Below are 23,830 nucleotides of genomic sequence, written 5' to 3'. Positions count from 1 at the left end.
GCTTCGGCGTGTATGTCGGCGGCACCCGCGCTGTCCGTACGAGCGAGGAGGTGATCGGGATGACCAGTCGGAGTCCCGAGGGAAGTCCTCGCCACAGCGCACCTCTCCCGCGCACGGCCCGCTGACGCCGTTTTTCCGCTGACACGTCGGCTGTTCGTCGATCGGTGACAGACCCGCCACGGTCTGTTCGCTGTCGCGTGTGATTCCCCTTCCTCATCGGCCGTTGTTGTCGGCCTTTTCCTTCGCCTGAACCCGCGGACACGGGTGGTTTCCGCTGCCCTCCGCGCGTCGGGCCGTCATATCTTCACGCCCACTTTTCCGTGCCCACGGTGCGGCGAGGCACGTCCCCGTGCGCCACGCCGCCATGCCGTCATGCCCGGAGAGAGGTTCCGCCATGACCAACACCACCCTCACCCCCCAGAAGCTCGCACCGCCGGGCCGGGCCCGCCGGGAGCGGAAGGCCGCCGAGCTGGAGGCCGGGACCCGTGCCGTCGCCGGGCGGCTCGCCCGGTACAGCGCCCTGCCCGGGGCGCAGGTGCTCCAGGACGTCCGCGCCACCCCGCAGGGGCTGCGGCAGGACGAGGCCGAGGAGCGTCTGGAGCGCGACGGCGCCAACGTCGTCGCCCACGACCGCGGCCCCCGCTGGTACGCCCAGCTGGCCAGGGCCTTCTGGAACCCGTTCATCCTGATCCTGACCGCCCTCGTCGTGATCATGTACGCCCAGTGGCTCCAGGTCGCCGACGAGGAGCCCTTCGACCCCAAGATCCCCATCCTCGGCGCGATGGTGCTGATCAGCGGCCTGCTGCGGTTCTGGCAGGAGTACCGGTCCTCCTCCGCGGCCGCCGCGCTGCGCGCCCTGGTCACCACCACCACGGCCGTCCAGCGCCGGGCCGGGCGGGACACCGCTCCGGCCACCGTCGAGATCCCCATGGACCGGGTCGTCAAGGGCGACGTCGTCCGGCTCGCCGCCGGCGATCTCGTCCCCGCCGATCTGCGGCTGCTCACGGCCAAGGACCTCATGATCAGCCAGGCCGCGCTCTCCGGGGAGTCGCTGCCCGCGCCCAAGGCCGACACCCGCGTCCACGACTACGGGCAGTCCACGACCACCGACCCCGTCGAGGCCGACAACCTCGCCCTCATGGGCACCTCCGTCACCTCCGGCACCGCCACCGGCGTGGTCATCGCCACCGGCTCGGACACCTACTTCGGATCCATGGCCGGCTCCCTCGTCGGCGAGCGCCCCGAGACCAGCTTCGACACCGGTGTGAAGAAGGTCAGCTACCTGCTGATCCGCTTCATGCTGGTCATGGTCCCGCTGGTCTTCGCGATCAACGGGTTCACCAAGGGCGACTGGGCCGAGGCCTTCACCTTCGCGATCGCCGTGGCCGTCGGCCTCACCCCCGAGATGCTGCCGATGGTCGTCACCACCAACCTGGCGCGCGGCGCGGTCGCCATGTCCCGCCACAAGGTCGTCGTCAAGCGCCTCAACGCCATCCAGAACCTCGGCGCCATGGACGTGCTCTGCACGGACAAGACCGGCACCCTCACCGAGGACCGCATCGTCCTCGACCGCTACCTCGACGTCCGTGGTGGCGAGGACAGTGAGGTACTCGAATACGCCTACCTCAACAGCCACTTCCAGACCGGGCTGCGCAATCTGCTGGACCAGGCCGTCATCGACCGCGTGCTCGAAGCCGAGGAGGTTGTCGTCGACGCCCGTTTCGCGATGGTCGACGAGATCCCCTTCGACTTCGCCCGCCGGCGGATGTCGGTCGTCCTCGCCCGGAAGGAGCTCACCGGGCCCGCCGCCGAGAACGTCCTCATCACCAAGGGTGCCGTCGAGGAAGTCCTCGCCCTGTGCACCCACATCACCGACCGCGGCGCCCGCGTCCCCCTCACCGACGCGCTGCGCCGTGAGGCGGTCCTGACCGCCGAGGCCAACAACCGGCTCGGCCTGCGCGTCCTCGCCGTCGCCACCCGTACGACGCCCGCCGATCGCGAGACGTACACCGTCACCGACGAGTCCGGGCTCACCCTCATCGGCTTCCTCGCCTTCCTCGACCCGCCGAAGAAGGACGCCGCCCGCGCCCTGACGGCGCTCGCCGACAGCGGCATCGCCGTCAAGGTCGTCACCGGTGACAACGAGCTGGTCGCCGCCCGGGTCTGCGCGGACGTCGGCATCGACGTCGGCCGCGTCGTCACCGGCGCGGAGATCGACGAGCTGGACGACGCCGCGCTGCGCGAGCTGACGGCCACGACCACCGTCTTCGCCAAGGCGAACCCCGTGCAGAAGGCCCGGATCGTCCGGGCCCTCCAGGCCGAGGGCCACACCGTCGGCTTCCTCGGCGACGGCATCAACGACGCCGCCGCGCTGCGCGACGCCGACGTCGGCATCTCCGTCGACACGGCCGTCGACATCGCCAAGGAGTCCGCCGACATCATCCTGCTGGAGAAGGACCTCATGGTCCTGGAGCAGGGCGTCATCCAGGGCCGGCAGACCTTCGGCAACACCATCAAGTACATCAAGATGACGGCCTCCTCGAACTTCGGGAACGTCTTCTCCGTTCTCGTCGCCTCCGCCTTCATCCCCTTCCAGCCGATGCTGGCCATGCAGCTGCTCGTGCAGAACCTCGCGTACGACATCTCACAGCTGGCCACCCCCTGGGACCGGATGGACAAGGAGTACCTGCGCGAGCCCCGTGCCTGGGACGCCCGGGGCATCGGCCGCTTCATGCTCGTCCTCGGGCCCACCAGCTCCGTCTTCGACATCACCACCTACCTGCTGATGTGGCACGTCTTCGGGGCGAACAGCGAGGCGCACCAGGCGCTCTTCCAGTCCGGCTGGTTCGTCGAGGGCCTGCTGACCCAGACCCTGGTCGTCCATATGCTGCGCACCCGGAAGATCCCCTTCCTGCGGTCCCGGGCCACCGCGCCCGTGCTGGTGATGACCGCGCTGATCATGGCGTTCGGCATCTGGGTGCCGTTCTCCCCGCTCGCCGGGGTGCTCGGGATGCAGGCGCTGCCCCTGACGTACTTCCCGTGGCTGGCCGGCACCCTGCTCGCCTACTGCCTGCTGACCCAGGGGGTGAAGACCTGGTACATCCGCCGGTTCAACAGCTGGCTCTGAGCGGCCGATAAGGCCGATGAGAGATCGACGCAGGAGAAGGACTCAGGAGGGGCGGATCATGGCCATGGTTCACGAGTGGCAGCTCGCGGCCAACATCGGGGCAGGACTCGGCTTCGGTGCGATCATCGGGCTGGAGCGGCAGTGGCGGGCCAGAATGGCGGGGCTGCGCACCAACGCGCTCGTCGCCGCCGGATCCGCCCTCTTCGTCCTGCTCTCCACCTACGGTTTCAGCAGCGCCACCAGCACCACCGGCTACGACGGCTCGCGCGTCGCCGCGCAGATCGTCTCCGGCATCGGTTTCCTCGGCGCGGGCGTCATCATGCGCGACGGACTGAGCGTGCGCGGCCTCAACACCGCCGCCACGCTGTGGTGTTCGGCCGCCGTCGGCGCCCTCGCCGGCACCGGGCTGTACGTCCTCGCCGCTCTCGGCACGGTCGGGGTGGTGGGCGCCAACACCCTGCTGCGCCCGCTCGCCCGGGGCCTGGACCGGGGGGCGTACGGCGGGGCCGAGGTGGTCACCGACTACCACTTCGAGGTGGTCTGCACCGAGCCCGAGGAGGCGCACGTCCGGACACTCGTCGTCCAGGCCGTGACCCGGCCCGGCTTCCGGCTGCGCTCGGTGCACAGCCGGGACGCGGAGACGGCGGGGAAGGTGACGGTCGCGGCCGAGATCGGCACCGAGCGCCGGGACGACAGCCTCCTGGAGGAGGCCGTCAGCAGGCTCTCGCTGGAGCCCGCCGTCTCCGCCGTCAGCTGGACCGTGCTGCACGGCCCGGACGATGACGACGACAACGGCGGTGACGACGACTACACGGCGGGGCGCCGGGCCAGGCGCCGGGTGCGGAACCTCTTCACCGGCCGGTGACACCGCCGGTGAGACCGTCGTCGGCGCCGGTGACGCCCGTGGGCGCCCGAGCAAGGAGGCGACCGGCCCTGTTGCGGCGGGCGCGGGGTGCTGTACGTTCGCGGGTGATCCGGCGATGGGAGAGTTTCAGCGTGACTGGCGTGAACGGTTCGAACGCGTCGGAGGCACCGGAGGCGTCGCGCACGCCGCTGTTCGTCAAGATCTGCGGCCTGCGCACGGCCGAGGACGTGGACACGGCCGTCGAGGCCGGGGCCGACGCCATCGGCTTCGTCTTCGCGCCGGGCGGCCCGCGCACGGTGGACCCCGCCCTCGCCCGTTCGCTGGCCGAGCGGGTGCCCGGGCACGTCCTGACCGTCGGGGTCTTCCGCGGCCAGCCCGTGGCCGAGGTGCGCGCGCTGGCGCGGGCCGCGGGCGTCGGGGCCGTACAGCTCCACGGCGACGAGGGGCCCGCGCACTACGCGGAGCTGCGGCCCGACGGCTGGACGCTGATCCGCGCCACGTCCAGCCACGGCGAGCCGCCGGTCCTGGGCGAGCTGGGGGAGGACCTCCTCCTGCTCGACGCCCCGGCCCCCGGCTCCGGCCAGCCGTGGGACTGGTCCGCCGGGAGCTTCACCCCGCCGGCGGGCCGCTGGATCCTCGCCGGAGGGCTGAACCCCGGGAACGTGGCGGACGCCGTCCGCACCACGGCCCCCTGGGGTGTGGACGTCTCCAGTGGCGTGGAGGCGCGGCGCGGAGTAAAGGACCCGTATTTGATCAGAGAGTTCGTGCAGGTCGCCCGCTCCGTGGAATGATTCCGGCCGTCGGATCAGGACCAACTCCGGCCCACGCGTGTAGACTTCGAACGCCAGCGCGGTAAGTGAACGCCTGTCCTGGCATATCCCCCTGACAACCCTTCAATGGATCGCGGCGCCCTCGACGCGCCGCGCGGTTCCGGCCTGTCCGCGAACCGGAAGCTCACGATCTCCAGCACCCGAGAACCTCGCACCACCTTGCACTTCGCACGTCCGTGTACGGCAAGAGCGTCGGTCAGGAACTTCGGTATCCAGAGAGTGAGGCGGCGATATGTCCGCGAACGACTGTCAGAGCGACTGTAAATTGACCGGTACCTGGCTCGGTGAGGTCGATCTGCGACCGATCGCCGAACGAGTGGGGACACCGGTCTTCCTCTACAGCGAAGCACAGATCGTCAAGAACATAGGACGCGTACAGAGCGCCGCCGAGGCGGCCGGTATCGGCTCCCGCGTGGAGCTCTACGTCCCCTTCTTCCCCAATTCCAACCCCCATGTCCTGCGGCCGTTCCAGGACCTGGGCGTGGGCGTCCTGCTCCAGCTGCCGAGCGAGTACGAGCTCCTCACGAAGTTCGGCTTCGACAAGTTCATCGTCTCCCCCGGCCATGTCTCCGACGACGAGATCAGCTTCTGGGACCGGGCGGGCTACCCCACCTTCCTCTCCAGCCTGGACGAGGTCTCCCACTCGCTGCGCAACGACGCCCCCTCGATCAGCGTCCGGATCGACAGCCTCGAGTCCGGGAAGCCCGGCATCAAGCTCAGCGAGCTCAAGAACCTGTCGGACCTGCTGGAACGGCACGGGCGCGACCTCGACTGCCTTGAGGTCTACTGCGGAAGCGGCAACTCCCTCGATGACATGGTCGGCATCATCGAGACGATGTTCACCATCTTCCAGACCCACTTCCCCAAGGCCCACTCCATCAACTTCGCGGGCGGCCACGGCTTCGTCTACGAGAAGTGGGACGAGACGGAGAAGCACTTCGACTGGGGCCAGTACTTCAAGGCGCTGCGGGCGAGCGCCGACCGGATGGGCATCCCGGAGCATGTGAAGTTCCTCTTCGAGCCGGCCCGGGACGTGCTGGCCGACACCGGAGCCCTCCTGCTCAGCGTGGAGCGCAACGTCATCACCAACTCCGTCGGCAGCCTCGTCGTCACCGACGGCTCCCGGATGCTGATGCCCTCGGCCCAGCTCCGCGACCGTCGCCACAACGTGGTCTTCCTCGACGGCGACATGAAGGAGATCCCCGCGGGGGACTCCACCGGCACTGTCCACGCGGCGCTGCGCGGCCGCAGCATCCTGCGCCACGACTACATCCTGCCCGGCGAGTACCCGGTGCCCGAGGGCGTCGACGCCCGCAGCCACATGCTGATCCTCGACGTCGGCGCCTACTGCGCCACGCAGCACATGGAATTCCTCAACATCCCGCCGGCGGCGGAAGTCCTCGTGGACACCGCCGGAACGCCGCACCTCATCACCGCCCGCGGTGGCGACCTCGACAAGTGGCGCCATCTGCTCGACGAGAAGCAGGCCGTGAAGCTCTGACGCGCGTTTTCCGCGAGGAGTGATTCGAGGAGTGAGTTCCGTGCACGAAGTGAACGCCCCCATCGAACTGTTCCGTGAATGGTTCCGGGACGCCGAAGCCGGCGAAGTGAACGACCCCAACGCCATGTCGATCGCCACCACCGACACCGACGGACTGCCCGACGTCCGTATCGTGCTGCTCAAGGGGTTCGACGCCGACGGGTTCGTCTTCTACACCAACAGCAGGTCGCAGAAGGGCAAGGAGCTCGCCGGCAACATGCGGGCCGCCGGCGCCCTGCACTGGAAGTCCCTGCGCCGCCAGGTGCGCTTCCGGGGCCCGGTCGAGCAGGTCACCGACGCCGAGGCCGACGCCTACTTCGCGTCCCGCGCCCGGGACAGCCGCATCGGCGCCTGGGCCAGCCTCCAGTCCCAGCCGCTGGCCGACCGTACCGAGCTGGAGGCGGCCGTGGCCCGCGAGACCGCCCGCTTCGGCGAGGGCGAGGTGCCGCGTCCGCCGCACTGGCTCGGCTACCGGGTCCGGCCGGTCTATGTGGAGTTCTGGACCGAAAAACCGTTCCGGCTGCACGACCGGCTGATATTCACGAGGGAGAAGCCGGAGGGCGAGTGGGACCGGAAGCGGTTCTACCCGTAGCGGGCACCACCCGTGGGCGCCGGCCGGCGGCGCCGTCCCCGGACGGCGACCACCGGCCGGCGCCGCCCTCCGGTGCCACCGGTCCATCCGTACAGCGAGCAGGGACAGAACCATGTACTTCACGCATGCCGATCCGGTCTGGAACGCCCACCCGCGCCTGCGCGCGGTCACCCTGGCCGTCGACGGCGTCCTCGGGACGACGAGCGGCCACGAGAGCGGCCGGGAGCGCCGGGAGGCGCTCACCGCGCGCGTCGAGGAGCGACTGGACGCGGCGAGCGAGTCCGCGATGCCGGAGATCGCCGCCTGGCGCGAGGTGTTCTCCAAGATGGGGCTCAAGCCGACCCAGTACCGGTGTGCCTCGGAGGCGCTGCTCCGGCGCTATCGCAAGGAGCGGAATCTGCCGGGCTTCCACCCGCTGGTCGACTACCTCAACGTCGTCTCCATGGCCTTCGCCATCCCCATCGCCGTCTTCGACTGCGACAAGGTCACGGACGGCATCACGGTCCGCCACGCCGACGGCTCGGAGGTCCACCGGACCTTCCAGGGCGAGACCGAGCACCCCGCCCCCGAGGAGATCGTCTTCACGGACGCGGCGGGCCACGCCCACTCCCGGCGCTGGACCTTCCGCCAGAGCGCCCTGTCCGTCGTCTCCAAGGAGACGGACCGCGCGCTCATCGTTGCGGAGGCGCTGCACCCCACGGCCGCCGAGGACCTCGCGGCGCTGGAGCGGGAGCTGACGGCCGGGCTGCCGGAGGCCGGGGTGCGGATCGCGGCGTCCCGGAGGATCGACGCCACGGATCGCCGGCTGGAGTTCTCGTACGCGCGACGAGATGAGGAGACAGCATGAATCCGATACCCGACCCCACCACCGGTCTCGACGACGTACGGCGGGCCGTCGCCGAGGCCTGCGCGCGAGCGGGCCGCGAGCCCGGCTCGGTGACGCTCGTCGCCGCGTCCAAGACCGTGCCCGTGGAGACCCTGGAGCGGACCATCGAGGCCGGCCACCTGGTCTTCGGCGAGAACCGGGTCCAGGAGGCCAAGGCCAAATGGCCGGAGCTCCGCGGCCGATGTCCGGACCTCGAACTCCACCTGATAGGGCCGCTCCAGAGCAACAAGGCCCGAGAGGCGGTGGCGCTGTTCGACGTCATCCACTCCGTCGACCGGCCCAGCCTGAGCGCGGCGCTGGCGCGCGAGTGCGTCCGCCAGGAGCGCAGGCCTCGGCTGTTCGTCCAGGTCAACACGGGCAAGGAGCCGCAGAAGGCCGGTGTGCTGCCGGACGACGCGGACGCCTTCCTGACGGACTGCCGGGAGACCCACGGCCTGGACGTCGTGGGGCTGATGTGCATCCCGCCGGCCGGGGAGCCGCCGGAGCCGCACTTCTCCATGCTGGCGAAGATCGCAGCCCGCAACGGTCTGGAACAGCTCTCCATGGGCATGAGCACGGACTTCGCGACGGCCGTCGAGTACGGCGCCACGCATGTGCGCGTGGGCAGCGCGATCTTCGGCTCCCGGCCGCCGCTGAATCCTTCCGGCACGGCCTGAGACGCACCGGGCGGCCCGGTCAGGACCCCTGACCGGGCCGCCGCCCGTGCATGCCCTTCTTCCGTCCGAGGATCCGTCCACGACGAACACCGGGTCCACGGCAAACTCCGGCCCCTGGAGAACCGTTCGCATGGAGAACCGCACACCCCGCCGCCCCGCCCGCTACGACATCCTCTTCGAACCCGTACGGATCGGCCCGGTCACCGCGAAGAACCGCTTCTACCAGGTGCCCCACTGCAACGGCATGGGCCGGGCCTTCCCCAGCTCGATGGCCGCGATGCGCGGCGTCAAGGCCGAGGGGGGCTGGGGCGTCGTCGTCACCGAACAGTGCGACGTCCACCACTCCGGCAACCACCAGCGGGAGATCAGGATCTGGGACGAGAAGGACCTGCCCTACCTCACCCGGGCCACCGACGAGATCCACCGGCACGGCGCCCTCGCCGGCGTCGAACTCGCCCACAACGGCTTCCACGTAGGCAACCTGGAGAGCCGGACGATACCCATCGCCCCGAGCCTGAAGGCCACCCGGGGCAACCTCCCCATCACCGCCCGGGCCATGGACAAGGACGACATCCGCGCCGTCCGCCGCTGGCACCGCACGGCCGCGCTCAACGCCAAGCGCGCGGGCTTCGACATCGTCTACATCTACGCGGGCCACGACATGACGCTGCCCGTCCACTTCCTCTCCCGCCGCCACAACCACCGCACCGACGAATACGGCGGCAGCCTGGAGAACCGCGCCCGGCTGCTGCGCGAGCTCATCGAGGACGCCAAGGAGGCCGTCGGCGACACCTGCGCCGTCGCCGTCCGCTTCGGCGTCGACGAGCTGATGGGACCGCGCGGCATCGGCGCCGAGGACGAGGGGCGCGACGTCGTCGAGATGCTCGCCGAGCTCCCCGACCTCTGGGACGTCAACCTCAGCAACTTCGACAACGACGGCCAGACCTCCCGGTTCAGCGACGAGGGCTTCCAGGAGAACTACGTCAAGTTCGTAAAGAGCGTCACCAGCAAACCGGTCGTCGGCGTCGGCCGGTTCACCTCGCCCGACACCATGGTCTCCATGGTCAAGGGCGGCACGCTCGACCTCATCGGCGCGGCCCGCCCCTCCATCGCCGACCCCTTCCTGCCGAGGAAGATCGAGGAAGGCCGCTTCGACGACATCCGCGAATGCATCGGCTGCAACATCTGCGTCGCCGGCGACAAGGCGAGCGTGCCGATGCGCTGCACCCAGAACCCCACCATGGGCGAGGAGTGGCGGCGCGGCTGGCACCCCGAGTACATCCCGCCCAAGGACACCGACGACACCGTCCTCGTCGTCGGCGCCGGCCCCGCCGGCCTGGAGGCCGCCCGCGCCCTGGGCCAGCGCGGCTACGACGTCATGCTCGCCGACCGCAACCGCGAACTCGGCGGCCGCGTCACCCTGGAGAGCCGGCTGCCGGGGCTGGGGGAGTGGGCACGGGTGCGCGACTGGCGGCTCACCCAGCTGCGCCGCATGCCCAACGTCCAGCTGCTGCCGGACAATGAGATCACCGCCGGGATGGCCCTGGAGGCCGAGTGCTCGCTCGTCGCCGTCGCCACCGGCGCCGCGTGGCGGGCGGACGGCGTGGGCCGCTATCACAGCTTCCCCATGGAGGTACCGGCGGAGACCCCCGTCCTCACCCCGGACGACATCATGGCCGGCCGGCTGCCGTCCGGCCGGGTCGTCGTCTTCGACGACGACCACTACTACATGGGCGGAGTGATCGCCGAACGTCTCGCCGAGCACGGCTGCGAGGTCACGTTCGTCACGCCCGACAGCGTGGTGTCGTCGTTCACACAGTTCACGGCGGAGCAGAAGCGCGTCCAGCGGCGGGTGATGGAGAAGTGCGCCGCCGTCCACACATCGACGGCGCTCCTGCGGGCCGAGCCCGGTGCCGCCCGGCTGGCGTGTGTGTACACGGGCCGGGAGACGGAGGTCGCCGCCGACGCGCTCGTCCTGGTCACCGGCATGGTGCCGCGCGACGAGCTGTACACCGGGCTGCGCGCGTACGGCGAGGACGCCCTGGGCGCGGCGGGCATCCGGCGCGTCGTCCGGCTGGGCGACTGCCTGGGCCCGGGGATCATCGCGGCGGCCGTCCACAGCGGCCATCTGTTCGCCCGCACCCTGGACACCGCGATCACCGATGAGACGCCGTACCGGCGGGAGAACGTCGAGCTCGACTGGGACCAGCCGCTGCCGGTGAGCAGCGGCGGTGTGTGGGCACGGGAGAAGAGGCAGGGACATGGACGGCAGCTCTGACGACGCCCGGTTCGAGGAGTTCAAGGACCTGGTCCGCAAGGTGGCGACCGGCGCCACCCTCACCCGCGACGAATCGGCCCGCGCCTTCGACCTGATGATGGCCGGCCGGGCGACGCCCTCCCAGATGGGCGGGCTGCTGATGGCGATGCGGATGCGCGGCGAGACCGTGGAGGAGATCACCGGCGGGGTGATCGCCATGCGGGCGAGGATGCGCGGGGTGCAGGCGCCGCCCGGGGCGATGGACCTGCTCGGCACGGGCGGTGACTCCTCCGGTTCGTACAACATCTCCACCTGCGCGGCGCTCATCGTCGCGGGAGCGGGTGTGCCGGTGGCCAAGCAGGGCAACCGGGCGCTGTCGTCGCGCAGCGGCGCGGCGGACGTCCTGCGGGCACTGGGCGTACGGATCGATCTGCGGCCCGAGGACGTGGGGCGCTGTATCGCCGGGGCCGGGATCGGCTTCATGTTCGCCCCCGACCACCACCCCGCGACGGGGCACGTCCACCCCACCCGTGTCGAGCTCGGCACGCGCACCGTCTTCAACCTCATGGGGCCGCTGACCAACCCGGCGGGCGTACGGCGCCAGATGGTCGGCGTGTTCGCCGAGGAATGGGTCGAGCCGCTGGCCCGGGTGCTGGGCGAACTCGGCTCGGAGCGCGCCTTCGTCGTCCACGGATCGGACGGCCTCGACGAGATCACCACCACCGGGCCCACCACCATCGCCTCGCTGGAGAACGGCACGGTGCGTGTCTTCCGGGTGAGCCCCGAAGACGTCGGACTGCCGCGTGTGGCGCCCGAATTACTCAAAGGCGGCGACGCGCGAGCCAACGCGGAGGCGCTGCGCGGCGTCCTTACGGGGGAGAAGGGGCCGTACCGCGACATCGCGGCGTTCAACGCCGCGGCGGCACTCGTGGTCGGCGGCCGGGCGAAGGACCTGAAGGACGGCATGGAGCTCGCCACGGAGTCGATCGACGGCGGGGAAGCGCACCGCAGGCTGGAACGACTGATAGCGGAATCCAACCGGCACGATTCCCGCCGAAGTGATTCCCACCGAAGCGAATCCCACCGAAGCGAAGGAGCGTAAACGGATGCCCGGCTTCCTCTCCAGGATCGAAGCGGCCAAGCGTGAGGAGATCGCTGCCGCGAAGCGCGACCGCCCCCTCACGTCGCTGGAACGCGAGGCGGCCGCCGCACCGGCCCCGCGCGGCTTCCTGACGGCCGTCGAACGCCGCGCGGCCCGGGGCGAGTACGCCCTGCTCGCCGAGATCAAGAAGGCGAGCCCGTCCAAGGGCCTCATCCGCGCCGACTTCGACCCGCCGCTCATCGCCCGCGCCTTCGAGGCCGGGGGCGCGGCCTGTCTGTCGGTGCTGACCGACACCCCGTCCTTCCAGGGCGGCCCGGAGCACCTCGTCGCGGCCCGCGAGGCGACGGAACTCCCGGCCCTCCGCAAGGACTTCATGTACGACCCGTACCAGGTCGTCCAGGCGCGCGCGTGGGGTGCCGACTGCATCCTGATCATCATGGCCGCGGTCGACGACGCGGCGGCGAAGGACCTGGAGGACACCGCCTTCGACCTCGGCATGGACGTCCTGGTCGAGGTGCACGACGAGGCGGAGCTCGAACGCGCCTCGCGCCTTCGCTCCCGCCTCCTCGGCATCAACAACCGCGACCACCACACCTTCGAGACGACGCTCGCCACCAGCGAACGGCTGGCTCCGAAGGTGCCCAAGGACCGGGTGATCGTGGGGGAGAGCGGTCTGTCCACCCCCGCCGACCTGGCCCGGCTCGCACGGGTGGGCATCTCGGCGTTCCTGGTGGGCGAGAGCCTGATGCGCAACCCCGACATCGAGGCGGCGACGCGGGCCCTCCTGGCCCGTCAATTCCCGCACGGTGGCCCGGAGATCGAGTAGAAACGTATCGTCACCCGATACATACAGCAGCAAGAGGAGTATGGCCCGTGGGCATCGAATTCCTGGTCACGTCCTTAATCGTGACCGCCTCACCCGGCACCGGCGTTCTCTACACGCTGGCCACCGGCCTCTCGCGCGGCTTCCGCCCGAGCATCGTCGCCGCGTTCGGATGCACCCTGGGCATCGTTCCCCACATGGCGGCCACCATCATGGGTCTGGCCGCCCTGATGCACACCAGCGCCCTGGCCTTCCAGACCTTCAAGTTCCTGGGCGTCGCCTATCTGCTCTACGTCGCCTGGAACACCTGGCGCGACCGGGGCACCCTGAGTGTGGAGGAGCAGGCGGGTGAGCCGCCGTCCGTGGTGCGGGTGATCTGGACGGGCATCCTGCTCAACATCCTCAACCCCAAGCTGACCATCTTCTTCCTGGCCTTCCTCCCGCAGTTCGTCAGCACGGACGAGGCGCACCCGGTGCCGCGCATGATCGAGCTGAGCGCGGTCTTCATGCTGATGACCTTCGTCATCTTCGTGGGCTATGGGCTGCTCGCGGCCTCGGTCCGCGACCATGTGATCTCCCGGCCGCAGGTCATGACCTGGATGCGCCGCACCTTCGCCGGGGCGTTCGTGGCCCTGGGCGCGAAGCTGGCGTTCACGAACATCTGAGGTTCACAAACATCTGAGAGAGCTCGCCGGCTGGGACTCCAGCAGCCGCTCCAGCCGGCGCCTCGCCTCGAAGCCCTCCCGGGGCAGGTGCACGGTCACCCGTAGGTCGTGCCGGCTCGACGGGTGGAGCACCAGATGGTCGAAGGTCATCTCGCCGAGTACCGGATGGAGCACGGCCTTCGTACCGTTCGACTCCTTGCGCACGTCGTGCTGGTCCCACAGTTTCGCGAACTCCGGGCTCCGGGCGTTGAGCTCGCCCGCGATGGCGGTGAACCGCCCGTCATCGGGATAGGCCGCGGCCGACCCCCGGAAATCGGCCACGACCTGCGGCGCCAATGTGTCCCAGTTCGCAAAGAAAGACCGGTACTTTGCGTCCGTGAAGAAGGAGATCAGGCAGTTCTGCCCGTATCCCCGCAGTCCGAAAACCGCCTGTGCCGACTCGTTGATGATGACGAAATTCCACCAACGGTCGAGAACATAGGCGGGATAAGGGGACCAGGCGTCCACCAGCCGCTCCAGCTCGTGCATGAGCGCGGAGTTCTCGAGGATCTTCTCCTCCGGCGGCTTGAGCCCGACCAGCTGATAGAGATAGGCCCGCTCGGCGTGGTCCAGGCGCAGCACACGACCGATCGACTCGACTACTGAGTCCGATACGTTGATCGTCCGCCCCTGTTCCAGCCAGGTGTACCAGGAGACTCCTATACCGGCGAGGGTGGCGACCTCCTCGCGGCGCAGACCGGGCGTACGCCGCAGTCCGCGCCCCGGAAGACCGACGTCCTCCGGCCGCACCCTGGCACGGCGCGAACGCAGGAACGCCCGCAGCTCCTCCCGCCGCTGAGGCGCCTGCTCCGTCCGGTCGGCTGCTGTCGTGTGGGTGGTGGTCATGACACCACCATAAGTTGGCTCTACTCATGTCCGGGCAATACCGCGCACGATGGTGGGCGTGATCAACCACCCGCCCCGCGCGGAAAGCCGCCCAACCCCCGGGGTGGCTTCCCACAAGGGGTGGCGGCGGAGGCGCCGGCGGGCAGCCGGCGCCTCCGCGCGATGCCGGGCGATATGCCGGAGCACTTCCGGCCGTCGTTTTTATCTCCACTTATTTCATCACCCATCGATCGATTCGGGTATTTCATGACGCTAAACATTGCGGGTGCGGCACGCTTCGACGGCAAGGTCGCCCTGATCACCGGCGGTGCCACCGGCATGGGGTTCGCCACCGCCCAGCTCCTCCTGGCCGAGGGCGCCGAGGTCGTCATCACCGGGCGCAGCGAGGACCGCCTCAAGCTCGCGGCCGAGCGGCTCGACGGGGGAGACCGCCTCCTGACCGTGGCCGCCGACGTCTCCAGGCCCGCCGACCTCGCACGGCTGACGGACGCGGTCCGTGAGCGGTTCGGCCACCTCGACGTGGTGTTCGCCAACGCGGGCGTCGGGGTCTTCAAGCGGATCGAGGAGTTCACCGAGGAGGACGTCGACTACGTCGTCGACGCCAACTTCAAGGGCGTCTTCTACACGATCCAGAGCTCCCTGCCGCTGCTCCGCGACGGCGGGTCCATCGTCATCAACGCCTCCTGGACCCTCCACCGGGGCCTCGCCATCGGCTCCCTCTACGCGGCGACCAAGGCCGCGGTCGCCAACCTCGCCAAGACCCTGGCCAGCGACCTCGCCGACCGGCGCATCCGGGTCAACTCGGTCAGCCCCGGCTACATCGACACCGACATGTTCCGCGAGTCCGTCCCCACCACCGAGGCGCGCGAGGACAGCGCCGCCCAGTCGGTGCAGAAGCGGGTCGGCACCCCGGAGGAGGTCGCCTCGACTGTCGCCTTCCTGGCCTCCGACGCGGCGGCCTTCGTCAACGGCGTCGACCTCCTGGTCGACGGCGGCGTCGTCAACGCCATCCCCGCGTAGGTTCCCGCGCCGCCTCGGCGGCCCGTCGGCGATCCCTTCGAACAGGAGTCAGGACAGGACATGCGTTCCATCGAGACGTTCGTCAATATCGACGCTCCCCTGGAAACGGTGTGGGACGTCATCGTGGATTTCGACCGCTACGGCGAGTGGAATCCCTTCATCCTGGAGGCCCGCGGCAAGGCCGAGGCCGGTCAGCAGCTGTGGCTGCGCATGCAGCGCCCCAAGAAGCCGAGGGAAGAGGTCCACACCCCCACGGTCACCGTGGTGGAGAAGAACCGCCACCTCCAGTGGTCCGGTGTCATCCGGCACGCCACCGTCTTCCGGGCCCGGCACGAGTTCCTCCTGGAGGAGACCGATTCCGGTGTGCGGCTGCGTCAGCGGGAGGACTTCGGCGGCCTCACGATGCCTCTCGCCGGCGGCATGATCTGGCGCATCGAGGAGGGCTTCCTGCTGATGAACGCCGCCCTGAAAGTACGAGCCGAAGCCCTGCGCTGATGCGCGAGTGACGAAGGAGCACGCGAAGTGGATGCCCTGTTAACCGGACGCACACGCCGGACGAGTCCCGCGATCACCTTGTGCGCGGTGCTGTTGACGCTGCTGATCCTGCCGACCTCGGTGACCGGGTCGGGGGTGGCGCTCCCTCATATCGGTCAGGACACCCACGCGTCGCTGGACGCGTTGCAGTGGGTGGTGCACGGGTACAACCTGACCTTCGCGAGCTTCATGCTGGCCTGCGGCTCCCTGGCCGACCTGATCGGCCGGCGGCGGATGTTCGTGGCCGGCGCCGTGGTGTTCACGGTCGCCTCGCTGGTGAGCGCCGTGGCGAGCGACATCATCCTGCTCGACCTGGTGCGCGGCGCGGCAGGTGTCGGCGCCGCCGCCCTGCTGACCAGCGGCAGCTCCATCCTGGCCACCACCTTCGACGGCGCGGTCCGCACCAAGGCGTTCGCCGCCGTCGGCATCGCCACGGGCGCCGGGCTCGCCCTGGGCGCCATGGTGGCGGGCGTGCTGGCCGACACGCTCGGCTGGCGCTCCTTCTACGGGGCCCACGCCGTGCTCATGGTGCTGGTGCTGTTCGCCATCCCGTTCATGCGGGAGTCGCGCAACGAGTCGGCGACCAAGGTGGACTGGGCGGGCACCGTCACCTTCGTCGGCAGTCTCTTCCTGCTGATGCTCGGCATGGTCGAGGGCCCGCAGTGGGGCTGGGCGAGCGCCGGAGTGCTCGGCATGCTGGTGGGCTCGGTGCTGCTGATGGCGCTCTTCGCGCTGGTGGAGCGGCGCGTACCGCACCCCATGTTCGACCTGAAGCTGCTGCGCAACGGCAGGTTCATGGCGCTGTGCCTGATCCCCGTGGTCGTCACGTTCGCGTTCGTCATCCTGCTGCCCCTGCTGCCGAACTACCTGCTGGTCGCCAACAAGTCGAGCAGCCAGGCGGCCGGCACCATGATGCTGCTGATGACCCTGCCCATCCTGATCACCCCGCTGCTGGCCGGCCGACTGGTGAAGTGGGGCTGGAGCAACCGGGCCGTGTTCGCCGCGAGCCTGGTGTGCCTGACGGTCGGCGTCGCGTGGCTGGCCCTGGTACTCGAACCCGGCGTCGGCGCCGGAGCGCTGGCCGGACCCCTGATCACGCTCGGCGTGGGGCTGGGGCTCAACTTCGGCCTGGTCGACGGAGCGGCGCTGGACGTGGTCCCGCCCGAGGCCACCGGAACGGCGGCCGGGTTCCTCAACACCCTCCGCCTGGGCAGCGAGGCCGTCGTCATCGCGGCCGCCGGCTCGGCCCTGGTCAACCTGATGCAGAACTGGCTGAACGACGGCCTGGACCGGTTCCCCGCCTACCGCGGCGAGCCCGTCGAGCTGGCCAACAGCGTCAACTCGGGCGACCTCACCGGACCGTTGTCGAAGCTCCCGGAGAACGTCCGGCCGGGCTTCTTCGACTTCGTCACCGACGGCTTCACCGACGCCTGGCACGTGGTCCTGTGGGCGAGCGCCGCGATCTGCGCGGTGCTGTCCGTGGCCATCTACGTCATGCTCCGCGAGCCCGAGCGGCAGCCCGCGGCGGTGGACGGCCCGGTGACCGCCGTGCCGAAGAAGAACGAGGTCACCGCGGACACCCTCTCGTAAGGGCCGCACCCCGCGGTGCACAGGGCGGGCGATCCCACCGGGTCGCCCGCCCCTCCGCGTTCCGGCCGCCTCAACGTTCCGTCCTCCTGGCCGGTTTGACCACGAATCCCCGCTTGTAGGCATGGGTGATGATCTCCGTGGCGACATCCGTGATGTTGGGAATGCTCCCCAGCCGCTCGCTCAGGAAGCGGTAGAGGTCCGCCTCGTGCTCCAGGCACACCTCCACGATCAGGTTCTGGACGCCGGTGATGGCGGCGCAATAGCGCACCTCGGGGGAGGAGGCCAGCGCGACACCGACAGTCTCCAGCGCCGCAGGGTGCACTTTGAGACACATTTGAGCCTGGACGGGTCTGCCCAGCAGCTCCGGTTCGACCTCCGTACGCAAATAGAGCATGCGCCGTTCGAGCAGGGACGTGACGCGCCGGCCCGCCGTCGCCACCGAGAAGCCCAGCTCCCGCCCCAGGTCGGTGAGGCTGACCCGGGCGTTCCGGATCAGCTCCTCCGCCACGCGCCGGTCCGTGGCGGTCAGCTCGTAGCGGTCCGCGGGATCGGGGAGGGGCCGTACCGTGCAGTTGCGCAGCGCCGTCTCCTCCTCCGCCGTCAGTACTGGTACGCGCCACTCGGCCGCGGTGACGAAGGTCTTGAGGGTGGTATGCACCTCGACCTTCCTGATCCGGGGGATTTCCGGAAACCCCTCCGCTATCAGGGTGTGGAGGCCCGGCCGGTGCGCCACGATCATCTCGCACCACAGCACGTCGCTTCGCCCGCTGACCGCGACGACCCGGCGCAGATCGTCCCGCCGGACCAGCGCCCGCGCCACGTCCTCCAGCGCCCCGCACTCCGTTTCGAGCCGCAGTTGAACAGCGTTTCCCAGGCCGCACCGCATGGTGTCGTAGACCGCCGTCGGCTGGATTGCCCCCCAGGCGATGAGCCGGTGGACCCGCCGGGCGACGGTGCGCTCGTGCTCTCCCAGGATCCGCCCGATTCCGCCCAGTCCGGCCCGCGGACTGATCTGGAGAGCCGCGACCACGCGTCTGTCGTCTTCATCGAGAATGTCGGAATCTTTCACCATGGCTCGATCATTGCAAGGTAGCTAACGAAGCGCATAGGTCTGTTGTCTGAACTCACCGGTCAGTGGGAAAATCGGCAACAGACGGCGACGCAATTCTGGACACGCGCTGTCAACGGGGGGATGAGAGTGGCGTGCGCGCCTGCGACGGCCCGGCCGGGCCGTGACGCGTCCGCTCGCTCTGTCCCGGGCACGGAGACCGTGCCAGGGCTTCGATGCGCGCCGCCTGGTGAGGCGCGACACCGCAAGGGTTTGCTGTCCGGGTCCGTGCCGGACAGGCGAATCGTGGCCGCGGCCGCCGATGACGTCGGCCGCCCTTCCCTCCCGCCGTGGGCGCTGCCATGTGCGTACGCCGCGCCCTGTCTCGACAGACGGGAAGCCGCCCGGACCGATTCCGCGTCCGTTTCCCGGCTTCACGAACGGACGCCCGGCACCTGATCCGTGCGACCAGCCCTCAGGGCCCGTTCCACGACTCACACTCGGGAAGACGCTATGGAATTTCGCACCCTCGGAAACCTGGCCCTATGCATCGACGGACGGGACATCACACCGACCGCCCCCAAGCAGAGACAGGCCCTCGCCCTGTTGCTGCTGCGCACCGGGCAGCGTGTCAGCATGCCCACGCTCATCGACGAGATCTGGGACGGCAGCCCGCCGCGCACGGCCATGACCGCCCTCCAGACCTATGTCGGGGTCATCCGCCGCACCATGGCCGAGGCCGGCGGCACCACGGTCAAACAGGTCACGGCGGAACGGCTGATGACGGACGGCAACACCTATGTGCTGCGCGTCGCCGACGACGAGTGGGACAGGCCCGCCTTCGACCTGTTCGTCCAGCGCGGCCGTGAGGCCGTCGCCCAGGGCGACGCGGCGGAGGCCGAACGGCTGCTGAGAATGGCGCTCTCCCGCTGGCGGGGACAGCCCCTCGGCAACGTACGCCTCGGCAGGATCCTCGCCCCGTACGCCGAGCGACTGGGCGAACTGCACCTGGGCGCCCGGGAGCTGCTGGTGGAGGCGCTGCTGCGGATGCGCAGGTCGCAGGAGGCCGTGGAGGAGGCCACGGAGCTCGCCTCCGAGTTCCCGTACCACGAGAACGTCCACGCGCAGCTGATGCGCGCGCTGTACGGGGCCGGCCGCAGGGCGGCCGCGCTGGAGGTCTACCAGCGGCTGCGCAGCCGGATGGGCGAGGCACTCGGCATCTCCCCCTCCCCGAGCGTCAACACCCTCCACCATGTGATGCTCCAGGACGAACCGGACGAGCAGTTCCTGGCGTTGTCGGGCGCGGCCCGGTAAGGCGGCGGGCCCACCGGGAGAGGGAGCGCGCCGTGCGGGCTTTCCCTCCCCGGCGGACCCGCCGGGTCAGCCGCTGATGCCAGGGAGCCGTCCGCCCCCCACTTCCCGGACGTAGGCGCCCAGCCGGGCGTCGTCCCCCACCGCCACGGGATGGCCCACGGCACGCAGCAGGGCGAGGTCGGAGGCGTGGTCGCCGTACGCGGCGGCCCGCTCCGGCGCGATGCCACGGCGCGCCATCAGCTCGCGGGCCGCGGCCGCCTTGTACGGGCCGATCATGGGCGTCGGCAGCCGGCCCGTGTAGACGCCCGCCTCGGTCTCCGGCTCGCTGCACAGCAGCAGGTCGGCACCCAGGAGCGCACGGACCGGCTCCAGGCAGGGCGGGAACGAGCCGGAGACCAGGACGGTGAGCGCCCCCGCCTCCCGGTGGCGGTTCAGGGCCGCCACCGCCGGGCCGTGCAGCGCGCCGCCGGCCGCCAGTTCCGCGGCGAACCACGCCCTGCCGTGGGTCATCACCTCGGCCACCGGACGGCCCGCGTAGTTGCGGTAGTACTCGCGATTGGTCTCGTCCCGGGGGACGCCCTCGGCGGCCAGCAGGCGCAGCTCCTCCTCCGCGAGCCGGGCGCGGTCCGGTGGCAGACCGCGCTCGGCGAAGTGGTGGGCGAGGAAGCGGAACATGCTCTTGAAGGTGAGCAGGGTCTCGTCCACGTCGAAGAAGGCGACGCCCACCGGTGCGTCGACGGCGCCTGTGGCGGCCGTCCGCCCGATCGGGGCGCTCACCGCGCGGTGGGGCAGCCAGGGTCGGCCGCGGGCTTGGAGAAGGGAGCGCCGGCCGGCAGGACGTCCGTGATGTAGAGCACCACCGGCTCGGTGCCCCGGTTGACGCCGTAGTGCACCTCGTCGGGTCCGGTGGGCTCGACGAGGGCGTCGCCCGGCTTGAAGGCGCGGACGGTGCAGTCGGCGCCGTTGATACGCGTCAGCGTCCCGGACTTGATGACGGCGATCTCCGCTCCGACGTGGTAGTGCCAGCCGGTGGCGGCGCCCGGCGGGACGACGGCCTTGCGGTACACCAGGTGCCGGGGGCCGTCGGCGTCGACCTTGAACGGCAGGCCGGAATCGCCCTCGGAGAGGGTCTCGCTGGTGATCGGGCCGGGGGTGGCCTGCCCGGCCGGCTGCCCGGCCGACGCGGCGGCGTTGGCCACCCCGCCCGCCGTCAGGCACAGTGCGGCGGCCATCGCGGTGTAGCCGAGCGTGCGCCGGTGGGCGCGGGAAAAGGGCATGACGGACATCGCGTGCTCCTTGATGTGGTTCAAGTGATGGGCGATTTCGCTGAGGAGTTCGCTGAGGAGAGAGAGGAAGGACGGCGTGGACGGCCCGAAAGGGCGGTCAGACAGCGGCGGTCCGGGCCTCGTCGGCCAGGAAGGCGCGCACGCCCCGGCCGGAGGTCTTACGGCCGAGGAACCCGTGGTCCACGAGGTCCCGCAGCAGTTCGGCGGGGGCCAGTTCGGGCCGGCCCGAGTCCGCGTACAGGCGGCGCTGCACCTCAAGGGCGACGTCGGCGCCGACGACGTCCAGGAGCCGGGTGGGGCCGACGGGCTGACCGCCGACGGACTTCATGACGGAGTCGAGCAGCGCGGGCGTGACCGAGGGGTGCCGCAGCGCGGCCAGGGCGTCGTTGAGGCAGGGGAACAGCAGAGCGTTGACGATGAAGCCGGGGCGGTCGGCGCACTCCACGCCCGCCTTGCCCAGCCGGGCGAGGACGGCGCGGGCCCGGGCGACCGCGGCCTCTCCGGTGTGCTCGCCGCGGACCAGCTCCACCAGCTCCATGGCGGGCGCCGGATTGAAGAAGTGGAGGCCCAGGACGTCCTCGGGGCGCCCGGACGCGGCGGCGCAGTCGCGCACCGAAAGGCTGGACGTCGTGGTGGCCAGCAGGGTGCCGGGGGCGCACAGCGTGCCGAGCCGGGCGAAGAGGTCGCGCTTGACGCCGAGGTCCTCGACGACCGCCTCCACCACGACGCCCGCGTCGGCGACCGTCGTGAGGTCGGTGGTGCCGGTCCACCGGCCGAGGTGCCCGGCGAGCCGTTCCTCGTCGGCGCCGGCCCGCAGCAGCCCGAACTCGACGGCTTCCCGGGCGTCGGCGGCCTTGCGTTCCGTGCGGGCGACGAGCACGGTGCGGTAGCCGGCGCGCAGGAACACCTCGGCGATCCCGGTGGCCATCGTGCCGGAGCCGATGACGGCGACGGTCCCGGTGGAGTCCGCCGGTTCACCGGCGCCGCCCGCCGGCGGGCGGGCCGTCGAGCCCGCCGTGTCCGGGCCGGTCTCCGTGCCGAGCGGGGCCGGTGCGAAGCGGTCGCCCAGGCGCCGGTGGAGTCCGCGCAGGATGTCCCCGGCCGTGCGGTGGCCGATGGCGTCCAGGATCTCCAGCGGCCCCTCGGCCCAGCCGCAGCCAAGTCGTACCGCCGTGTCGAGGGACTCCTGGTCCGCGTAGCCGTCGTGGCGCATCCACGCCGCCTGGTTGAGGAAGCCGAAGAGCAGCCGCGGGGCGAGGGAACCGGGCACGTCGGGCACGGCGTGTGTCCTCACCCCGGCCCGGTCCAGCAGCGCGGCGACGGTCGCCGCGGCCTCGTCCGAGGTGCGGGGGGCGCGGGCCAGCTCGGCCGCGTCGAGCCGGTCGGCGCGGGCGAAGCGCAGGGCGAGCAGCTCGCCGCCCGCCGCGTCGGCCAGTTCGGCCGCGGGCGTGGTGAGCGCCGTGGTCACCACGGGCGCGCCGGCCCGGCGGTGGCCGGCGATCGCGGCGAGCACCTCCCGTTTGCCGGGTCCGGGCTCGGGCACGGCCTCCAGCACCACATCGGCGGCGGCCACGGCGGAGAGGTCCGCCGTCACCTCCACCCCGGTGCGCCGGGCGCGCGCGGCGGCTTCGGCGTCCGGCTCCACGCCGATGGTGCGGATGCCGGCGGCGGCCAGCCGCCGGGCCAGTCCGGCGCCCGCGGCGCCGAGTCCGACGACCGCGGCGGTGCCGGTCGTGCTCGCTGTCATGGGGTTCCTGCCTTCCGGGGCGGGCCGGCCGGCGACCGGCCTGCCCGCCGGGGGTCAGTACCGGTCGCCGACGGGCGCGGGCACCGCGTCCAGCTCCGCGAGGTCCTCGGGGCTCAGCCGGAGCGCGGCGGCGCCGATGTTGTCGGCCAGGTAGCGCGGGTTCTTGGTACCGGGGATGGGGACGACGTGCTCGCCCTGCGCGAGCGTCCAGGCGATGGCCACCTGGGCGGGGGTCGCCCCGTGCCGGGCGGCGACGGAGCGGACGGTCTCCACGATGCGGAGGTTGGCGGCGAACGCGGCGTCGCCGAAACGGGGGTTGGTCGCCCTGAAGTCCCCCTCCTCGAAGTCCGGCCGCTCGAACGAGCCGGTCAGGAAGCCCCGGCCGAGCGGGGCGAAGGGAACGAAGGCGGCGTCGTGGGCGGCGCACCATCCGAGGACGTCCGTGCCCGGCGCCTGGGCGTCCCGCGTCCACAGGGACAGCTCGGACTGGACGGCGGAGACGGGGTGCACGCGGTGGGCCCGTCCGGCCTCCTCGACGGTCACCTCGGACAGGCCGAGCCGGCGCACCTTGCCCTCGCGCACGAGCTCGGACAGCTGCCCCCAGGACTCCTCCAGGGGAACGGCCGGGTCCACGCGGTGGAGGTAGTACAGGTCGATGACGTCGGTGCCCAGACGCCGCAGGCTGGCCTCGGCGGAGCGCCGGATGTGCGCGGGCGAACCGTCGCGGCGCATCGCGCGCGTGGCCAGGTCCGTGGCGACCATGCCCACCTTGGTGGCCACGACGGCCTCGTCCCGGCGGCGCGCGAGCACCCGGCCCACCAGGGACTCGTTGTGCCCGTCGCCGTAGACGTCCGCGGTGTCGATGAGCGTGACACCCGAGTCGAGTGCCTGCTCGACGACCGCCACGGACAGCTCGTCGTCGCGCCGGGACTCCGCGTACCCCCAGCTCATTCCCATGCAGCCGAGGCCGATGGCGCCGACCAGGGGACCTGTACCGCTCAACTGACGTGTGCGCACGCGCTCTCCTATGTGTTCGTCGGATGGTGGTGGAGTGGCCCGGGGC

Annotated in this window: 21 protein-coding genes; 15 read left to right on the top strand and 6 right to left on the bottom strand. The window is 70.8% G+C overall.

Annotated features, from left to right (window positions below; genetic code table 11):
• The first annotated feature begins 394 nt into the window (after positions 1 to 394).
• The 11 genes from mgtA to AB0E98_RS05095 all read left to right on the top strand — a co-directional run bounded on the left by mgtA (position 395) and on the right by AB0E98_RS05095 (position 13,343).
• A complete protein-coding gene (gene mgtA / locus AB0E98_RS05145) occupies positions 395 to 3,127 on the top strand; it encodes a magnesium-translocating P-type ATPase (protein WP_361698738.1) in 2,733 nt (910 codons plus the stop codon).
• A gap of 58 nt (positions 3,128 to 3,185) precedes the next feature.
• Positions 3,186 to 3,992 (top strand): MgtC/SapB family protein, encoded by an 807-nt coding sequence (locus tag AB0E98_RS05140; protein ID WP_361698736.1) that lies wholly within the window; start codon positions 3,186 to 3,188, stop codon positions 3,990 to 3,992.
• Between the two features lie 140 nt (positions 3,993 to 4,132).
• Positions 4,133 to 4,783 carry a phosphoribosylanthranilate isomerase gene (locus tag AB0E98_RS05135; RefSeq protein ID WP_361698734.1) on the top strand — a complete coding sequence of 217 codons (651 nt, stop codon included), beginning with the start codon at positions 4,133 to 4,135 and terminating at the stop codon, positions 4,781 to 4,783.
• Positions 4,784 to 5,087: 304 nt separating this feature from the next.
• Positions 5,088 to 6,323 carry a hypothetical protein gene (locus AB0E98_RS05130; RefSeq protein ID WP_361698732.1) on the top strand — a complete coding sequence of 412 codons (1,236 nt, stop codon included), beginning with the start codon at positions 5,088 to 5,090 and terminating at the stop codon, positions 6,321 to 6,323.
• 40 nt (positions 6,324 to 6,363) lie between these two features.
• The gene (pdxH, locus tag AB0E98_RS05125; protein ID WP_361698730.1) at positions 6,364 to 6,954 is read left to right on the top strand and encodes a pyridoxamine 5'-phosphate oxidase; all 591 of its coding nucleotides are present in this window, start codon (positions 6,364 to 6,366) and stop codon (positions 6,952 to 6,954) included.
• 112 nt (positions 6,955 to 7,066) lie between these two features.
• Positions 7,067 to 7,801: a phenylalanine--tRNA ligase beta subunit-related protein gene (locus AB0E98_RS05120; RefSeq protein WP_361698728.1), complete on the top strand. Its 735-nt coding sequence runs from the start codon at positions 7,067 to 7,069 to the stop codon at positions 7,799 to 7,801.
• A complete protein-coding gene (locus AB0E98_RS05115; RefSeq protein ID WP_361698726.1) occupies positions 7,798 to 8,496 on the top strand; it encodes a YggS family pyridoxal phosphate-dependent enzyme in 699 nt (232 codons plus the stop codon). The genes AB0E98_RS05120 and AB0E98_RS05115 overlap by 4 nt, the downstream gene beginning before the upstream one ends.
• A gap of 130 nt (positions 8,497 to 8,626) precedes the next feature.
• Complete coding sequence (locus tag AB0E98_RS05110) at positions 8,627 to 10,774, top strand: FAD-dependent oxidoreductase (RefSeq protein WP_361698724.1); 2,148 nt, start codon at positions 8,627 to 8,629, stop codon at positions 10,772 to 10,774.
• Positions 10,758 to 11,855: an anthranilate phosphoribosyltransferase gene (gene trpD / locus AB0E98_RS05105; RefSeq protein ID WP_361698722.1), complete on the top strand. Its 1,098-nt coding sequence runs from the start codon at positions 10,758 to 10,760 to the stop codon at positions 11,853 to 11,855. The genes AB0E98_RS05110 and trpD overlap by 17 nt, the downstream gene beginning before the upstream one ends.
• A gap of 4 nt (positions 11,856 to 11,859) precedes the next feature.
• On the top strand, positions 11,860 to 12,681 hold the full coding sequence (gene trpC, locus AB0E98_RS05100) for an indole-3-glycerol phosphate synthase TrpC (protein WP_361698720.1): 822 nt from the start codon (positions 11,860 to 11,862) through the stop codon (positions 12,679 to 12,681).
• Between the two features lie 47 nt (positions 12,682 to 12,728).
• The gene (locus AB0E98_RS05095; RefSeq protein WP_361698718.1) at positions 12,729 to 13,343 is read left to right on the top strand and encodes a LysE family translocator; all 615 of its coding nucleotides are present in this window, start codon (positions 12,729 to 12,731) and stop codon (positions 13,341 to 13,343) included.
• A 3-nt stretch (positions 13,344 to 13,346) separates the two neighbouring features.
• Here the strand turns inward: AB0E98_RS05095 and AB0E98_RS05090 are convergent, their stop codons facing one another.
• On the bottom strand, positions 13,347 to 14,228 hold the full coding sequence (locus AB0E98_RS05090) for a helix-turn-helix transcriptional regulator (protein ID WP_361698716.1): 882 nt from the start codon (positions 14,226 to 14,228) through the stop codon (positions 13,347 to 13,349).
• 246 nt (positions 14,229 to 14,474) lie between these two features.
• Between AB0E98_RS05090 and AB0E98_RS05085 the strand changes: the two genes are divergently transcribed.
• Genes AB0E98_RS05085 through AB0E98_RS05075 form a run of 3 tightly spaced genes read left to right on the top strand, consistent with a single transcriptional unit; the run spans position 14,475 to position 17,372 of the window.
• Entirely contained in the window at positions 14,475 to 15,248 is a 774-nt protein-coding gene (locus AB0E98_RS05085; RefSeq protein WP_361698714.1) for a glucose 1-dehydrogenase, read from the top strand.
• A 60-nt stretch (positions 15,249 to 15,308) separates the two neighbouring features.
• Entirely contained in the window at positions 15,309 to 15,743 is a 435-nt protein-coding gene (locus AB0E98_RS05080) for an SRPBCC domain-containing protein (RefSeq protein ID WP_361698712.1), read from the top strand.
• 27 nt (positions 15,744 to 15,770) lie between these two features.
• Positions 15,771 to 17,372 (top strand): MFS transporter, encoded by a 1,602-nt coding sequence (locus tag AB0E98_RS05075; protein WP_361698710.1) that lies wholly within the window; start codon positions 15,771 to 15,773, stop codon positions 17,370 to 17,372.
• A 70-nt stretch (positions 17,373 to 17,442) separates the two neighbouring features.
• Here the strand turns inward: AB0E98_RS05075 and AB0E98_RS05070 are convergent, their stop codons facing one another.
• Entirely contained in the window at positions 17,443 to 18,444 is a 1,002-nt protein-coding gene (locus AB0E98_RS05070) for an Lrp/AsnC family transcriptional regulator (protein ID WP_361698708.1), read from the bottom strand.
• Between the two features lie 489 nt (positions 18,445 to 18,933).
• On the opposite strand from AB0E98_RS05070, the gene AB0E98_RS05065 reads away from it, so the two are divergent.
• On the top strand, positions 18,934 to 19,734 hold the full coding sequence (locus AB0E98_RS05065) for an AfsR/SARP family transcriptional regulator (protein ID WP_361698706.1): 801 nt from the start codon (positions 18,934 to 18,936) through the stop codon (positions 19,732 to 19,734).
• Positions 19,735 to 19,800: 66 nt separating this feature from the next.
• On the opposite strand, the gene AB0E98_RS05060 is transcribed toward AB0E98_RS05065, so the two are convergent.
• The 4 genes from AB0E98_RS05060 to AB0E98_RS05045 all read right to left on the bottom strand — a co-directional run bounded on the left by AB0E98_RS05060 (position 19,801) and on the right by AB0E98_RS05045 (position 23,784).
• Entirely contained in the window at positions 19,801 to 20,511 is a 711-nt protein-coding gene (locus tag AB0E98_RS05060; protein WP_361698704.1) for an HAD-IB family hydrolase, read from the bottom strand.
• Positions 20,508 to 21,020 carry a cupin domain-containing protein gene (locus tag AB0E98_RS05055; protein WP_361698702.1) on the bottom strand — a complete coding sequence of 171 codons (513 nt, stop codon included), beginning with the start codon at positions 21,018 to 21,020 and terminating at the stop codon, positions 20,508 to 20,510. The genes AB0E98_RS05060 and AB0E98_RS05055 overlap by 4 nt, the downstream gene beginning before the upstream one ends.
• Positions 21,021 to 21,117: 97 nt before the next feature.
• Positions 21,118 to 22,767, bottom strand: a complete 1,650-nt coding sequence (locus AB0E98_RS05050) for a 3-hydroxyacyl-CoA dehydrogenase NAD-binding domain-containing protein (RefSeq protein ID WP_361698700.1) — start codon at positions 22,765 to 22,767, stop codon at positions 21,118 to 21,120.
• Between the two features lie 54 nt (positions 22,768 to 22,821).
• Positions 22,822 to 23,784 (bottom strand): aldo/keto reductase, encoded by a 963-nt coding sequence (locus AB0E98_RS05045; protein ID WP_361698698.1) that lies wholly within the window; start codon positions 23,782 to 23,784, stop codon positions 22,822 to 22,824.
• Positions 23,785 to 23,830 lie beyond the last annotated feature (46 nt).

This window comes from Streptomyces sp. NPDC037389, assembly GCF_040636475.1.
GTDB lineage: Bacteria > Actinomycetota > Actinomycetes > Streptomycetales > Streptomycetaceae > Streptomyces > Streptomyces hesseae.
The sequence above is the reverse complement of the archived record's forward strand: the minus strand, read 5'-3'. Positions and strand labels throughout refer to the sequence as shown.

Bases quoted from the DNA above. Each gene is read 5' to 3' on its own strand.
- mgtA (WP_361698738.1), top strand. From the start codon at position 395: ATGACCAACACCACCCTCACCCCCCAGAAGCTCGCACCGCCGGGCCGG.
- AB0E98_RS05140 (WP_361698736.1), top strand. From the start codon at position 3,186: ATGGCCATGGTTCACGAGTGGCAGCTCGCGGCCAACATCGGGGCAGGA.
- AB0E98_RS05120 (WP_361698728.1), top strand. From the start codon at position 7,067: ATGTACTTCACGCATGCCGATCCGGTCTGGAACGCCCACCCGCGCCTG.
- AB0E98_RS05115 (WP_361698726.1), top strand. From the start codon at position 7,798: ATGAATCCGATACCCGACCCCACCACCGGTCTCGACGACGTACGGCGG.
- AB0E98_RS05110 (WP_361698724.1), top strand. From the start codon at position 8,627: ATGGAGAACCGCACACCCCGCCGCCCCGCCCGCTACGACATCCTCTTC.
- trpD (WP_361698722.1), top strand. From the start codon at position 10,758: ATGGACGGCAGCTCTGACGACGCCCGGTTCGAGGAGTTCAAGGACCTG.
- trpC (WP_361698720.1), top strand. From the start codon at position 11,860: ATGCCCGGCTTCCTCTCCAGGATCGAAGCGGCCAAGCGTGAGGAGATC.
- AB0E98_RS05090 (WP_361698716.1), bottom strand. From the start codon at position 14,228: ATGACCACCACCCACACGACAGCAGCCGACCGGACGGAGCAGGCGCCT.
- AB0E98_RS05085 (WP_361698714.1), top strand. From the start codon at position 14,475: ATGACGCTAAACATTGCGGGTGCGGCACGCTTCGACGGCAAGGTCGCC.
- AB0E98_RS05080 (WP_361698712.1), top strand. From the start codon at position 15,309: ATGCGTTCCATCGAGACGTTCGTCAATATCGACGCTCCCCTGGAAACG.
- AB0E98_RS05070 (WP_361698708.1), bottom strand. From the start codon at position 18,444: ATGGTGAAAGATTCCGACATTCTCGATGAAGACGACAGACGCGTGGTC.
- AB0E98_RS05065 (WP_361698706.1), top strand. From the start codon at position 18,934: ATGGAATTTCGCACCCTCGGAAACCTGGCCCTATGCATCGACGGACGG.
- AB0E98_RS05055 (WP_361698702.1), bottom strand. From the start codon at position 21,020: ATGTCCGTCATGCCCTTTTCCCGCGCCCACCGGCGCACGCTCGGCTAC.
- AB0E98_RS05050 (WP_361698700.1), bottom strand. From the start codon at position 22,767: ATGACAGCGAGCACGACCGGCACCGCCGCGGTCGTCGGACTCGGCGCC.